Raw genomic sequence first — 15186 nt, 5'->3', positions numbered from 1 at the left:
AAACGCAGAAATACGGCCAATTAAACCTTTCGCTGTTTGTTTGGCAATGCCTGAGTGACCAACATCCTGTTGGCCCAAGCCTCCGGCGGATGTCAAGGATTTTGAAAGGAGTCAATTGCGCAAGCGCAATTCAAAATTCGGACACAATTAAGCCGGGGCGTAATTGATCGAATGATTAGAAAGGAGATTATTTCAAATGACTTATTATAAACAGATGGGAAAAATTCCGCGAAAACGTCATACTGTCATGAGAAAAGAAGACGGCTCTCTATATCGGGAACAAGTGATGGGAACAAAGGGATTTTCAGGCATTCAATCGATTTTGTATCATCACCATTCACCAACTGAAATTGTCAGGTCGACCGTGTTAGAAGATAATCCGCTAGTTTATGAAGAACAAGGCGCCCTAAGGCCACGTCATTTACAGACAGATAAAGTAGAAAAAGGGAAAGATGCATTGACGGGCCGGGAATATCTTTTGGGCAATGAAGACCTTGTCATCGGTATCGTACATCCGGAAAAAGAAATGGACTTTTTCTATCGAAACAGTGATGGCGATGAAGTGTTATTCGTTCACTATGGGACAGGCAAAGTGGAGACAATGTTCGGAACCCTTACATATGGCGAGGGCGACTATATTATCATTCCTGTCGGAACGATTTACAGGGTAGTACCAGACGAGGGGGATTCGAAGATCCTTGTCATCGAAACAACGAGCTGGATTACTTCGCCTAGACGCTATCGTAATGAATTTGGACAATTGCTTGAACATAGCCCATTCTGCGAACGGGACATTCGGGTGCCTGAAACGTTAATGAGCCACTCGGAAAAAGGTGAACATGAAGTAAGAACGAAAGCAAGGGGAATCATCCATTCCCATATCTATAATCACCATCCACTGGATGTAGTCGGATGGGATGGGTTTCTATATCCTTATATTTTCAATATTGCCGATTTCGAGCCGATAACAGGCAGAATTCATCAGCCGCCTCCAGTCCATCAAAATTTTGAAGGACATAACTTTGTCATTTGCTCATTTGTTCCTAGGTTATTCGATTATCATCCTGAGGCGATCCCAGCACCGTATTATCATAGTAATGTAGATAGTGATGAGGTGTTGTATTATGTGAAAGGGAATTTCATGAGCCGAAAAGGCATCAATGAAGGGTCTATTACATTGCATCCGTCGGGGATTCCACACGGACCGCATCCTGGGACGATTGAAGCGAGCATAGGGAAAAAAGAAACGCTGGAGCTTGCAGTTATGATCGATACATTCCGTCCATTAAAAGTATTGAAGTCGGCTCAACTTACTGAAGATGAGAACTATCAAAATTCATGGATAGAAGACTAACGTTCGATTGATAGATCAGCTTGAGGTGCAGGCGCATAAGTTTACTATTCTTATGTAAGCAGGACAGGAGTATAAAATCGAATCAAAGCAGGGAATGACTGACAGATTTAAGTTTTTATATCTAACAGCTTTTCTGCTGAATCAAAAATATGAGAGGTTCCTTCTAAGGAAATTAGAAGGAGAGCTTAATAGAGATTGACCCATTGAAAAATTTTATTGACCAATTAGAGGTAGGAGTGAAATGGAATGAGTCAAAATATTCGAGAAATCTCTCCAGGTATCGATATAAAAACTTCATCAACTGTTAATTCAGGCGTACCACGTTCTTTAATGTATTTTGTAATAAGCATCTGTTTTTTCTGTATTTTGGCAGATGGTTATGATCTAGGGATTTACGGCGCAGTTTTACCTAGCCTATTGGATTATCAACCGTGGGGCCTAACACCTGCTCAAGCTGGTACAATCGGAAGTTATGCGTTATTTGGTATGTTTTTTGGCGCTATACTCGTTGGTACGATTACCGATTTAATCGGACGAAAACGTGTACTAATCATTTGTGTAACGTTCTTCTCCCTCACAATGGTCGGTTGTGCAGTGGCAACTTCACCGGAAATGTTTGGTTTGTTCCGGTTTATTGGAGGCATCGGTTTAGGGGGAGTTATTCCGACTGCGTCTGCCCTTGCTATTGAGTATTCTCCTCCACATCGTAGATCGTTAAACTATGCACTCATGTTTTCAGGCTATTCCTTCGGGACAGTTTTAGCTGCAATATTGGCTATATTTCTTTTGGATTCATTTGGGTGGAGATTTATGTTTTGGATTGGGGCAGCGCCTCTATTGTTAGTGCCGATTATGATAAAGTATCTGCCGGAATCTGTTAGTTTTCTTTTATCACGGCAACGCCGAAAAGAAGCGGTAGCGATTTGCGAACGCTATCGAATGGACATCTCTTATTTTGAGCATCAGGCGAAGAAAGATGAAGGAGAAGCAAAAGGGCAAAAGTCTGTTAAAGGGCTTTTCTCAAAACAATATATTCGCGCGACATTGGTCATCTTTGTAACATATGTTATGGGCTTTTACTTAGTATATGGACTCAATACATGGCTGCCTCAAATCATGAGAGAGCTTGGCTATTCACTAAATTCTAGCTTGTCTTTCTTACTCGTAATGAACCTTACAGCAGGGATCGGCGCACTTATTGCAAGCGCGATTGCTGATCGTTTTGGTTCCAAAAGAGTCATTGGAGTTTCTTATTTCTTGGCAGCATTAAGTGCGTTCTTATTAACAGTCGGGGCACCTCCAATTGCGTTGACGTATTTAATGGTAGGGGTGGCTGGGTTTGGTGCAGTGGGAAGTACGCAAATCCTAAACGCATTCGTTACGAAGTATTATCCAGCACAATCTAGGGCCACCGCATTAGGGTGGGGCCTTGGAATTGGACGGATTGGAGCTATTTTAGGACCGATTGTTATCGGATTTTTGTTAAGTATGAACCTTAACATGGTTTGGAGTTTCTATACCTTTGTCTTTGCAGGGATTGTTGCTGTAATTGGTGTTGTATTGATACCAAGCAAGAAAGATGAAGTTCTTTAATTTAGAGACAATCGAAAAGGAAAAATAAGGATTAATAATTAGACCCATGAATAAGACAATAAAACCGCAAAACTAGTAGCCTATTTGGTCAACGAAGTAATTGGCTAGTTTATGAAGAATTTTTACTGCTTAACTCCTGCGTGTAGCATCAATAAATACAGTTTTTACAGAGTGTAGACAAAGTGTTTTCTGACTTTGGCTGCGCTCTTTTTTGATGTTTATTTCATATAAGGGAATCATTTTTAGTAAAAGGAGCTATTTGGGTAGCTTTCCGAAAATAAAATAAACATGTTAGCCGATTGATAGGAAATTTCTATCAATCATGTAATATTTCAAATGTTCATACTTGTGTAATTGGTATATCATGTTTGCAAGGAGGATGATGAAATATGTTGATTGGTATGGTATTAGCAAAAGATAAAGAAACGATTGTCCCGATTGTAGATGGAGAAATAGCCCGTATTTACAATTTGGAAAGCGGCGAAATAATCGATTCACCAAATCCTGCGCGGGAAGTGAGTGAAGGGAAAAGAGGAGCCACTGTCAAATGGATGGTACAAAATGATGTAAAGGTACTGTGCGCACCCCCTGGCACCTTGTGTGAACTCTCCTATTCTCGCGCACAAACGGAAAACTTGAATTTTTGTAGGGTAGATCCAGGAACTAGTTTTTCATCACTGAAATCACATATTGAGAACGGTGAGTTAAGAATAGTGGATTCTTTACCGAATAATGAGATTGAACTAAGTGCGAAAAAATAATGGGGAGAGGAGGTTGATTAAATGGAGAAAGAAAAGAAAAAACTAAGTGCATGTCCAGATTTCGGTCCTTTAAAAGGTTTGAAAGTGCTCGATATTGGTACCCTTATAGCCGGTCCATTTTCAGCTGGTTTACTTGCGGATTTTGGGGCGGATGTTATTAAAATAGAATTGCCTGGCGTCGGAGACTCGGTTAGACATATCGGGAAAGCAACAAATAACGGAGGCTCACTTGCTTGGGCTAATGGGGGGAGAAACAAGCGCTGTATCACATTGGATATGCGAACTGAAGAAGGGCAAAAACTGATGTACCGTTTAGTGGAATGGGCCGATTTGTTAATGGAAAACTTTTCACCCGGAACGCTCGAAAGATGGAATCTCGGATATGAGAAACTGTCTGAAATAAATCCGAGACTTATTATGGCTCGAGTTTCTGCTTATGGACAAACAGGTCCAAATGCTCATAAGCCTGGACTTGATCGTGTTGCGTTGGCTTATAGTGGTGTTAGCTATGTTACTGGACATGCAGATCGACCGCCAGTACGGATGGGGATTTCTATTGCGGACTATTTAACGGGCACCTTCAATGCACTTGCGGCGTTAATGGCAGTTTATCATCGTGACGTTGTCGGCTCAGGGAAAGGGCAGATGATTGATCTCGGTTTATATGAAGCTCCTTTTCGGATTACGGAAGATATTGTTTCACAATATGCAGCCCATGGTGAAGTCCGGGAAAGAATTGGGAACGGTCATCCCTCTCTTGCACCGGCAGAAGTCTTTGAGGCGAAAGATGGGAGCTGGATCACCATCCATGCCGGGTTGGATGGTGCATTTAAAAAACTTGTCAAAGCGATGGGGCATTCCGAATTAGCCGAAGACCCTCGATTTGTCGGCATTCGTGATCGGGCAAAACATGCGGATGAAATCCATGCAATTGTCGGTGATTGGGTGAAGAAATATCCAGCAAAGGAAGTACTTACAAAACTAGATGGAGCAGGCGTTCCTGTGGCACCTGTGAATAATATAGCCGACATTTTTAATGATCCACATTTTAAAGAGCGCGAGAATATCGTTGAAATTGTCGATCCGACCATTGGTAAACTGAAAGTACCAGGGATTATTCCGAAGTTTTCGGATACACCAGGAAAAATCGCTTGGTCTGGGAGAACTCTAGGTGAAGATAATGAAGAAGTCTATTTTGGTTTGCTAGGGTTGAAAAAAGAAGAGTATACAAAGCTCAAAGAAAAGAAGATCATTTAACAAAACTATAAAGTGTAGGGGGAATTTAACATGACGACGAAAACCTATTTAAACTATGAAAAAATCGGACATATTGTGCAAATAACATTGAACCGTCCGGAAAAACTGAATGCATTAAATAAAAATATGGTGGAAGCACTTTATAATGCCTGGAATGAGTTTGAACTAGATGATGATGCAAGAGTAGCGGTCATAGCAGGAGAAGGCAGGGCATTTTCAGCAGGGGTGGATATAACAGATCCGACACCGGTTGTCCGGTCAGTCCCGGGGATAGGCAGGGAAGTGACAAAGCCAATTATAGCTGCAGTAAATGGTCATTGCGTTGGGGTAGGTCTTGTGATTGCTTTCATGTCGGATATTCGTATTGCTGAAGAAAATGCTATCTTTATGTATCCAGAAGCTAAATTGGGGATTACAGGCGGAATGGGGTCTCTACTTTCCAAATATATCCCTTTAGGCATAGCGCTTGAAATGTTAATGGTAGGAGATGGTATACCTGCGCAGCGTGCTTATGAGGTCGGGTTGGCCAACAGAGTAGTACCAGTAGGAAAAGGGCTCGAAGCAGCAATGGAGATGGCCGAAAAAATCGCTAATAATGCCCCTATGGCCGTCCAAGCGCTTAAAAAACTTGCCCGTGATACAAGCATTATGGAAGCCACGGGAGTGGGTACGAAAATTACATCAGCAATAGCGGTAAGTGCGGACGCCCAAGAGGGTTTTAATGCTTTTAAAGAAAAAAGAAGTCCTGTATTCACTGGGAAATAAGCGATGACAGATTCCAATATCCTCATTCACACACATTATACAAAAGACAAGAACATTATTATTTTAACATTAAATCGTCCTATGCAATTAAATGCTATAAATTTTCAATTGCTAGAGGAATTGCGACAAGGGTTAGATGAAATCTCGAAAATTCCGGATCTAGGGGCGCTAGTCATTAGAAGTAATCATCTGAAGGCCTTTTGTACAGGCGTAGATGTAGAATATATAAGGTCCCTTACAAATAAAATGGCATCCGATTTCTTTTCAAAATTGGCGGAAACCCTTGAAAAAATCATTCATTTTCCTTGTCCTACAATTGCCTCAATCGATGGCTACGCATTTGGTGCAGGTGCAGATATTGCTGTAGCATGTGATATAAGAGTTGGGAACGAATCTGCCTCTTTTCGCTTTCCAGGTCCACAATTTGGATTGCTGTTGGGCACGCAGAGACTTATGAGTGAAGTAGGTCCTTCGGTTGTCCGGCATTTAGCTTTAACAAACCAAGTCGTTACTGCAGAAAAAGCTTTGCATTATGGTTTGTTACACGAAATTGCAGAAAATGAAAGCGCTTTCGAAGGTGCTTTGAAATACACTGAAATGACGGCTAATATCTCGGAACGAACCTATCGTCTTTTAAAAGAAATAAGTGATGGCGTCAACCGTCTGGAACCCAATCAAACTACACCATCGGAATATGCAAGAAAATCAGTGGAACAAGGAGACTTTGCAGCTAGATTTTCAACATATATTAGCCAAATTACGAGTAATAAAAAAAGGCGGGTTTAGTTATGAGTGACCATTATCAAAATCCCCCACTTTCAGGATTGAAAGTAATTGAATTCGGACAAGTTGCAGCTGGACCTTTTACAGGGATGCTTCTCGGAGATTTAGGTGCAGATGTTGTGAAAATTGAGAGACCAGACGGTGGAGATGCAATGAGATTATGGCCTCCTTTATTGGAAAATGAGGAAGGTGAAAACTTCAGCGGCAATTTTGCTTCATTAAATAGGAATAAGCGTAGTGTAATGATTGATCTTTATAATTCGGCGGACTTGGAAAAACTGAAATGCATGATAGCCGAGGCGGACGTATTCATAGAAAATTATAGACCGGGCATCTTACGAAAGTTTGATTTAGATTATGAAAGTGTAAAAAAAATGAATTCGAAATTAGTCTATTGCTCGATTTCAGGATTTGGTCAGAACGGGCCTTATTCGAACAAGGGTGCTTTTGATGTTACGATTCAAGCAATGAGTGGATTAATGAGTGTAACTGGGGAAGAACACGGACCGGCTGTTAAAGCGGGTATTCCAGTCGGAGATTTTGTAACCGCATTGTATGGTGCCTACTGCATAATGGTTGGCCTTTCGAATGTGGCACGTAGTAAAGAAGGAACGTATATTGATTGTTCCATGCTAGGAAGCCTTTTAGGGATTTCTGCACTCCAAACAAGTGAATATTACGGAACAGGTAATTCCCCAAAAGCATTGGGCTCTGCACACCCTAGAAATGCCCCTTATCAAGGATACGCTTCTAAAGACAGACATTTCGTCATCGCTGCAGGGAACGACAAACTATGGAAAAGTGTTTGCCAAATTGTTGATAAATGCGAACTTGCAAATGACGAACGATTTAGCTCTCAAGTGTTGCGGGCTAAAAATCAAAAGGAACTATCCGCCATTTTACAACCGATTTTCTTAACCGCTACTGCTGAAGAATGGCTGGAAAAGTTCGATCATGCAGGCGTGCCTTGTGCACCGATCAACGACTTTGAAGAAATTTTAAAAGATTCTCATGTCACTTCAATGAACATCATCAAAGAAACAAAACTGCCGAATGGAACAACGACCAAAGATATCGGATTTCCAATAAAAATGAGCAACTTCAACTTTGAAATCTTCAGAAATGCTCCAAAACTGGGAGAGCATAATGATGAAGTATTTGAAGAATGGCTGGGCATAAAAAATTTTAACCTTTATAGGAGGGGAAACATTGATCACAACAGATAAAATGCATCCAGAACTAAAAAGTTTTATTGAAGATCTAAAGGTGATTATTAAAGACGGCGAATCAGAAGAGGTGATCACAGAGAATGTAAGAAGTCGGATTAAACGTTTACTGACGGATGATGGTGTGATTCCTGCTGCTTATAAAATACCAAATCCAGATAAATATACTTTATACCCTGTCTATATCGCACCGGATAATAGCTTTTGTATTGCTTCTGCGGTATGGGACGTCGGCCAATCAACCCCCATCCATGATCATGGAACTTGGGGGGTGATTGGAATCATCCAAGGAAATGAGCTGGAAATTCACTATGATGTGGATTCAAAAAATGAGCTGATAGCAGTACAGGAACGTGAATTTCAAAAGGGAGATACCGTCGTTTGTTGTAAATCCGATCGTGATTTACATAAAGTGCAATGTGTTTCTTCTATTCCTTGTGTGGGCATTCATGTTTATGGTGGAAACATTGGAGAAATGGAAAGGCATATGTACGATCCAGTGACAGGTAATAAAAGGACGGTTGTAACGGCTTGGGATACGGTTACTGCCGTTGAATAAGAAAAAATCGCCTTTTGATTGGCGATTCAAAGAGGGATTTGCTCCCCGGAAACTTTAAGGACAATCTCAATAACCTCTTCAATATATTGTGGGATATATCCGTCTTCTTTATAAATACAACAAAGGTCAAGTGAGAATTCCATATCTTGAAATTCGATAACATGTAAACCTTCGTACTCTTTAAATGGCAGATCATTCACATAGGTTTCGGCCAATATCGATACGCCAATCCCGGCTTTCACTAAATCCCGAATCGTATCATAACTATCAAATGACCCGACGATGTTTTTGCTAAACTGTGGACCGAAAGTCAGCAAAAGCGTTTCCCGCACCATGCTCTTGTGATACAAGAAAAAAGGTTCCGATGCAAGTTCTTTGATGGATATATTTTCATTTTGAGCTAAACGATGATTCTCGGAAACGACCGCCACATATTTAACTTTGAATAAATCTTTCCAAAAAACCTTATTCGTTTCCAAAAATTCTTTTGTGCCCTTGTTTACTGTTACTAAACCGACATCGATTTTAGAACTAATGAGCATATCGATTAAATCGACAGAACCCCCTTGGAAAACATTGAAAATAATATGTGGATATATTTTCGTGAATTCTTTGAAGAACGAAGGAAGTACCCTAGCTGCCATAATGGGTCCAAGTCCTAACCGGACTTGACCACTTAAAGGATTTTGAATTTCCTCAATTAGTTTTTCTGCGTCATGAATAGCGGCAAGGATCTTTTTGATCGAAGGGAGAAGTTTTACTCCTTCTGGGGTCAGTATTACATTTCTGCCTTTTTTTTCGAAAATGGGGAATTTAAGATTCTGTTCCAAGGCTCGGATCTGTTGACTGATTGTCGGTTCTGTGACAAATAGGTGTTTTGCGGCTTCTCTCATGGTTCCATATTTTACGACACTATCGACATATTTTAAATGGCTGATGTTCAAATGGCTCACCTCACAGTTCATAATCTAATAGCATTATATATTTTAATAGTGCTATAATTCAAACGAATCAAACTATTAGGGGCCGATAAGGAAATCCAGAGAAGAAATACATGAAGCTTTACCTTTACTTATCAAAAGGGGGATCACCAATTATGCGGAACAATCAAAGTAATTTTATCGGTAAGTTAGTTATGCTAGTCGTTTTACTGTTTGGCGTCGCGGCCTGCTCCTCCGAATCCAACGAAAATGTGAATGGGGGGAGCGAAGAAAAAGTGAAGTCCGATGAGAGCGCACCTCAAAAGGGAGGAGAATTGGTGATTGCCTATGAAGCGGATGCAAGCAGTTACGATCCGATTAAAGCGACGAATACAATCAATCATCCGCTCTTAATACCTGTGTATGATACGCTTATTGCGTATACCCGTGAACTTGAACCTAAAGGGGGATTGGCGGAATCATGGGACATTCCGGATGAAAAAACGATCATCCTCATGTTAAGAGAAGGCATACTGTTCCATGATGGCACGCCATTCAACGCTGAGGCAGTTAAATTCAATATTGAAAGAGCGAACTCCGAAGATTCTCTTGTTTCCGATCTAGCAAGTATTGAGAGTGTGGAAGTCGTCGATGAAAAAACTGTGAAACTCCACTTGGAGAAGCCTGATTCTTCAATCATTTTGGCGCTTGCAGACGTCGGTGGAATGATGGTTTCGCCAACGGCCGTTCAAGAAAGCGGAGAAGACTTTTCTCAAAAGCCGGTTGGGACAGGACCCTACAAACTGGTTCACCATGTACCGAATGGCGAAGTCGTTTACGAAGCAAATGAAGCATATTGGCAAGAAGGGCAGCCGTATTTGGATAAAATGACGATAAAAATTATGGCAGATGAAAATACAAGAATTAACGCCTTAAAATCAGGCGAAGTACATTATGCTGAAAATATTTCTCAAACCAATGTTGCCAGCCTGAAAAACGACTCGAATATTGTATTGAAAGAGATAATGCCGCTTCGATTTGAAAATATTTTTTTAAACACTTCGATATCGCCTGTCGACAATAAAGCCGTCAGACTGGCGATATTACACGGGATTAATCGTGAAGGGCTGATTCAAGCACTTAACTTTGGGAATGGAGAGCCGGCAAGTCAATTGTTCCCATTGGAATATTGGGCTGCGGATGCCAGCATGAAGATAGATTATGATCCCGAAAAATCGAAACAATTGCTGAAAGAAGCCGGTATTGACAATGTTTCATTTGAATTGATCCATTATACACCTGCTTATGAACAAAGATTGGCTGAAGCGATCAAAAGTCAATTAAGCGAAGTCGGAATCCAAGTTGACTTGCAACCGATGGAGGCGCAAGCAGCGATTGCGAAGTATGGGGAACTAAAAAGTCCAAGTATATTGACAAGATGGAATGGACGCCCTGACCCGTTAATGACAATGAAAGCGATATTCTCCCGATATGGTTATTATAATAAAGGCGGAAATACAACAGATGAAATAGAAAACCTCATCGCCGAAGCCGCCGCTAGTTATGATCGGGGTGAGCTTGCCAAGCTGTACGGCGAAATTAGTAAAAAAGCATTATTAGACGAAGCAATGATTATCCCACTTTACTTTTCGCCAAGGGTATCCGCGATGAATCAATCCGTAAAAGGTTTCGAGCCCAATATGCAAGGAAAACCGTTCTATACAACGATTTGGAAGGAGAATTAACGAGTAGTCTTGAAAGGGGGGCGTTGAGATGTTTTTGAAATTTTTAGTGCGTCGATTGTTGTTCGTTATCCCGATGTTGTTCATAACAACGCTTATTGTGTTTTCTTTTATTTTACTCATTCCAGGTGATCCTTCTCTAGCTTTGCTCGGTGAGAATGCTACACCTGAAAAGATAGCCCAATTGCGACAGCAATTGGGCTTGGATCAAAATATACTTCTACAATACTTCGAATGGTTGAAAAATGCGATGCATGGGGATTTGGGGCGTTCTATCTTTACAGGTCAATTTGTTCATGAAGCGGTTTTCAGTCGGTTGGCGGTCACATTTCAACTCGTGATTGTCGCGATGATGATGTCTATTGTGGGAGGCATGTTCTTTGCAATCACTTCCATAATTTTTCCGAATAGCTGGATGGATTATGTTGCCCGCTTTTTTGGAACTCTCGGTACTGCGATTCCGAACTTTTGGTTGGCGATGCTTCTTGTGTTGTTTTTTAGCCTTACATTAGATTGGTTGCCGGCGACCGGCTTTACGAGCATTTTTGATAACCCGATCAGTTTTTACAAAGGGATTTTATTACCTTCCCTCTGCCTTGCAACAGCGGGGACTGCCCAGATTACAAGACACTTAAGATCATCCTTAATGGAAGTGATGGGGACGGATTATATCAGAACTGCACATTCCAAAGGAGTGGATCGCTGGCGGGCACTTTTCAAACATGGTTTACAAAATGCTATGCTCCCTGTCGTGACAACTATCGGTATATTATTCGGAAATTTGTTGGGATCTACAGTCGTCATTGAGACGATTTTTGCAATACCTGGAATGGGTCAGCTCGCCGTGAACTCGATTTTACAGCGAGACTTTACGATGCTGCAAGGCGTTGTGTTAGTGATGATTGTCATGATCATACTCATTAACTTTATTACAGATATTCTGTATGCCATTCTAGATCCTCGGATCGAATATTAGGAAAGGAGTCGGGAAAATGAGTTTGTCAACGATCCTAAAGCGTCTACTAGCCGAACGTCTTGCGTTTTTCAGCCTTCTCTTTTTAATCGTACTAATTATTATTTCCCTGATCGCTCCTTATATCGTTCCTTATCAGCCACTTAAGCAGGATCTGGCCAATGTGATGCTTCGTCCAAGTGGGCAGCATTGGCTTGGTACGGATGAACTTGGACGTGATATTTTCAGTCGATTGTTAATGGGGACGAAAGCGGCAATCCAAGCCGCCTTGTTTGCCATTTTGATTCCACTCTGTATCGGTGTGCCCATGGGGATTTTATCAGGTTACTTAGGTGGTGTCATCGATGATATTTTCATGCGGATTGTCGATGGTATCATTGCCATTCCTGCCATTTTGTTGGCTTTAGGGATTACTGGGGCGTTAGGCGTAAGTTTATGGAATGCCATGATTGCAATCGGAATCGTTTTCACGCCGCAATTTGCCAGACTGGCAAGAGGCCAAACCTTACAAATCCGCTCAGAGCCTTACGTTGAGGCAGCGAAAATTTCGGGTGCAGGTGCAGGTTGGATCATGCTGAAGCATATTATCCCGAATATTGCTCCGCCTATTGTTGTTCAAGCATCGTTCAATCTGAGCTATGCCATTCTTGTTGAGGCATCACTCAGTTTTCTAGGCATGGGAGCTCAGTCTCCACAAATCAGTTGGGGAAACATGATTCAACAAGCATACAGCATGATCAACATGAATCCTTGGATGATTATTTATCCTGGATTGGCTATTATGATGACCGTGCTTGCCGGTAACTTTCTTGGAGACGGCCTCCGATTAGCGCTCGATCCGAAGTATAAAAAAGCATGATAGAGGGGGTAGGGAGAATTGAAAGAAACGGAAAGTCCATTGCTTGAAGTGAAAAACCTGAAAACATATATACCTACAGCAAAAGGTGAAATTTATCCTGTCAACGATATCTCATTTTCCATTCGGAAAGGTGAAATTGTCGCACTGGTTGGAGAGTCGGGCAGTGGAAAAAGTGTTTCTTCCCTTTCGATTATGGGTCTCAATGCAAGCGCAATTAAATATAAGTCTGAAAGTAACATCTTGTTCAAAGGGGAAAATCTACTGGAATTAAGAGAGAAAGAAATGCGGAAAATTCGTGGCAACGAGATCGCTATGATTTTCCAAGATCCAATGTTTTCACTGAATCCGGTCCATCCGATCGGCAAACAAATTGCCGAGTCCATCATTTTGCATAAGAAAATGAAATATAAAGAAGCTGAAAAGATAGCATTAGATCTATTAAATAAAGTCGGTATTCCTGATGCGAAGCGCCGCTTACACGACTACCCTCATCAGTTGTCTGGAGGGATGCGGCAAAGAGTCATGATTGCCATCGCGCTTGCTTGTGACCCGCAACTGCTTATTGCAGATGAACCTACCACTGCACTCGATGTAACCATACAAGCGCAAATCTTAAGTCTATTACGCAATCTGCAACATGAATTTGGAATTTCGATCTTGTTAATCACACATGATCTCGGGGTTGTAGCGGAAACAGCTGATCGTGTCCTCGTCATGTATTGCGGAAAAATTGTCGAAGAAGGAACCGTGGAGGCTATTTTCGAAAAGCCGCTTCATCCGTATACGAAAGGATTAATGGCTAGTATACCTCCATTGCACGGACCTTCTAAAGAAAAGTTAGACGCCATTCCTGGTGTTGTTCCGAGTCCTTTGAAATTGCCGAAAGGATGTCACTTTAGTACACGCTGTGAATTTGCAACGGAAAGATGTCATCATGAAGAGCCTGCCTTGATTCTACATCCTTCAGGCAGTAGGGTTTCCTGTTGGAATCCGCTCGTCGAGGAAAGGGAGATGACGCAATATGCAACAGCCGCTAGTATCTCTTAAAGGGATAAAAAAGTATTTTCCGATCGGAAGCGGGCTTTTCGGTAAAAAAGATTCATTTGTAAAGGCCGTCGACGACGTAAGCCTAGATCTCTACCCCGGTGAGACGGTCGGGTTGGTAGGCGAATCTGGATGCGGAAAGTCAACAACTGGCAGAATGGTTGTCGGTCTCTCCAAGCCGACAGAAGGGGAGATTTATTTTCAAGGTAAAAAACTAAGTGACTACAAAAATAAAAAAGCTTTGGGGAAAAATCTGCAAATGATTTTTCAAGATCCTTATTCATCATTGAATCCTAGAATGAAAGTCGAGGATATTATCGCCGAACCCCTTGTCCTACATAAAGTCGGGACAAAATTGGAAAGAAGAAAAAGAGTGGACGAGTTATTGGAGAGGGTCGGATTGGATTCGTATTATGGGAACCGTTATCCGATCGAATTTTCGGGAGGGCAAAGACAGAGATTAGGTATTGCGCGCGCACTTGCTCTGGAGCCGAAACTCATCGTATGTGATGAGCCAGTCTCTGCTTTAGACGTATCGATCCAGGCACAAATATTAAATTTATTGAAAGAAATCCAAAATGATCTCGGGCTGTCTTATCTCTTTATTGCTCACGGCATCCAAGCGGTAAAACATATTAGCGATAAAATAGCGGTAATGTATCTTGGTAAAATCGTCGAGTTTTCGGATACTGGGAAATTATTTGAGAATCCGAATCACCCTTATACAAAAGCGCTTTTGTCGGCAGTACCTCAGCCGGATCCAAAGATGCGGGATAGAGAGCGTATCCTGCTAAAAGGAGATTTGCCTAGTCCCGCAAATCCTCCTATTGGCTGTAGCTTTCATACCCGCTGTCCAGTAGCGATGGAGCGATGTAAGAGCACAACGCCGATTTTGTTACCTACCTCGGCGCAGAGCTTAACTGCTTGTATTCTCTATGAAGAAAGTCATGGGGAAAAGTCCAATGTGAAATCGGAATCCATTGAAGAAAAACTTGTTATGATGTGATGAATGTCTAGCATGTACTGTCCCCCTGATAGTAACGGAACCTTCAGCCGGATTAAGTTCATTTGTAGAAAATCACAAAAATAAATAGCCGAATCATTGTTCGCTACAATTACTTCCTGTCATCCCAAACTTTCTGTACAATAGAAAGAAAGGGATGACAGGATTTTTTTGATTTATAAAGTTCAACTAACAATCAGTGGGGGGTTCCTCCCACTGATTGTTAGTTGAACCAATCGGGCTTTTACGGGCAGTTGATCTCCCACCTATCCTTATCGTTTTACTTAAGTCTTGAAGTGGGAATCTTACTGCCCGTTAATGCGGGATAAACAAATGAATCACCTATA

General features: G+C 41.5%; 14 protein-coding genes. 13 read left to right on the top strand and 1 reads right to left on the bottom strand.

Annotation, left to right across the window (positions count from 1 at the left end; all coding sequences use genetic code 11):
• Positions 1-196: 196 nt before the first annotated feature.
• The 8 genes from ACFPRA_RS07330 to ACFPRA_RS07295 all read left to right on the top strand — a co-directional run bounded on the left by ACFPRA_RS07330 (position 197) and on the right by ACFPRA_RS07295 (position 8298).
• Positions 197-1354 (top strand): homogentisate 1,2-dioxygenase, encoded by a 1158-nt coding sequence (locus ACFPRA_RS07330; RefSeq protein WP_381432199.1) that lies wholly within the window; start codon positions 197-199, stop codon positions 1352-1354.
• A 330-nt stretch (positions 1355-1684) separates the two neighbouring features.
• Positions 1685-2947, top strand: coding sequence for an MFS transporter (locus tag ACFPRA_RS07325; protein ID WP_381434792.1), 1263 nt, complete (start codon positions 1685-1687; stop codon positions 2945-2947).
• A 389-nt stretch (positions 2948-3336) separates the two neighbouring features.
• On the top strand, positions 3337-3708 hold the full coding sequence (locus tag ACFPRA_RS07320; RefSeq protein ID WP_381432197.1) for a hypothetical protein: 372 nt from the start codon (positions 3337-3339) through the stop codon (positions 3706-3708).
• 21 nt (positions 3709-3729) lie between these two features.
• Positions 3730-4965, top strand: coding sequence for a CaiB/BaiF CoA transferase family protein (locus ACFPRA_RS07315; RefSeq protein WP_381432194.1), 1236 nt, complete (start codon positions 3730-3732; stop codon positions 4963-4965).
• Positions 4966-4995: 30 nt separating this feature from the next.
• On the top strand, positions 4996-5730 hold the full coding sequence (locus ACFPRA_RS07310) for an enoyl-CoA hydratase/isomerase family protein (RefSeq protein ID WP_381432192.1): 735 nt from the start codon (positions 4996-4998) through the stop codon (positions 5728-5730).
• 3 nt (positions 5731-5733) lie between these two features.
• Positions 5734-6516, top strand: coding sequence for an enoyl-CoA hydratase/isomerase family protein (locus ACFPRA_RS07305; protein ID WP_381432190.1), 783 nt, complete (start codon positions 5734-5736; stop codon positions 6514-6516).
• A gap of 2 nt (positions 6517-6518) precedes the next feature.
• Positions 6519-7739 (top strand): CaiB/BaiF CoA transferase family protein, encoded by a 1221-nt coding sequence (locus ACFPRA_RS07300; protein ID WP_381432188.1) that lies wholly within the window; start codon positions 6519-6521, stop codon positions 7737-7739.
• Positions 7723-8298: a cysteine dioxygenase family protein gene (locus ACFPRA_RS07295; protein ID WP_381432186.1), complete on the top strand. Its 576-nt coding sequence runs from the start codon at positions 7723-7725 to the stop codon at positions 8296-8298. The genes ACFPRA_RS07300 and ACFPRA_RS07295 overlap by 17 nt, the downstream gene beginning before the upstream one ends.
• A gap of 26 nt (positions 8299-8324) precedes the next feature.
• Here ACFPRA_RS07295 and ACFPRA_RS07290 read toward each other — a convergent pair whose 3' ends face one another.
• Positions 8325-9242, bottom strand: coding sequence for a LysR family transcriptional regulator (locus ACFPRA_RS07290; protein ID WP_381432184.1), 918 nt, complete (start codon positions 9240-9242; stop codon positions 8325-8327).
• A 152-nt stretch (positions 9243-9394) separates the two neighbouring features.
• On the opposite strand from ACFPRA_RS07290, the gene ACFPRA_RS07285 reads away from it, so the two are divergent.
• From ACFPRA_RS07285 to ACFPRA_RS07265, 5 genes are read left to right on the top strand one after another with little or no spacing between them, the layout of a single operon-like run.
• Positions 9395-10963 carry an ABC transporter substrate-binding protein gene (locus ACFPRA_RS07285; RefSeq protein ID WP_381432182.1) on the top strand — a complete coding sequence of 523 codons (1569 nt, stop codon included), beginning with the start codon at positions 9395-9397 and terminating at the stop codon, positions 10961-10963.
• A gap of 28 nt (positions 10964-10991) precedes the next feature.
• Entirely contained in the window at positions 10992-11936 is a 945-nt protein-coding gene (locus ACFPRA_RS07280; protein WP_381432180.1) for an ABC transporter permease, read from the top strand.
• A gap of 16 nt (positions 11937-11952) precedes the next feature.
• Positions 11953-12792: an ABC transporter permease gene (locus tag ACFPRA_RS07275; protein ID WP_381432178.1), complete on the top strand. Its 840-nt coding sequence runs from the start codon at positions 11953-11955 to the stop codon at positions 12790-12792.
• An 18-nt stretch (positions 12793-12810) separates the two neighbouring features.
• Positions 12811-13839, top strand: a complete 1029-nt coding sequence (locus ACFPRA_RS07270) for an ABC transporter ATP-binding protein (protein WP_381432176.1) — start codon at positions 12811-12813, stop codon at positions 13837-13839.
• A complete protein-coding gene (locus ACFPRA_RS07265; protein WP_381432174.1) occupies positions 13814-14842 on the top strand; it encodes an ABC transporter ATP-binding protein in 1029 nt (342 codons plus the stop codon). Before ACFPRA_RS07270 ends, ACFPRA_RS07265 begins: the two co-directional genes overlap by 26 nt.
• The last annotated feature ends 344 nt before the right edge of the window (positions 14843-15186 follow it).

Origin of the sequence: Sporosarcina soli, from assembly GCF_042655805.1 — a bacterium.
Lineage (GTDB): Bacteria > Bacillota > Bacilli > Bacillales_A > Planococcaceae > Sporosarcina > Sporosarcina soli.
This window is presented reverse-complemented; position numbering and strand designations above follow the sequence as displayed.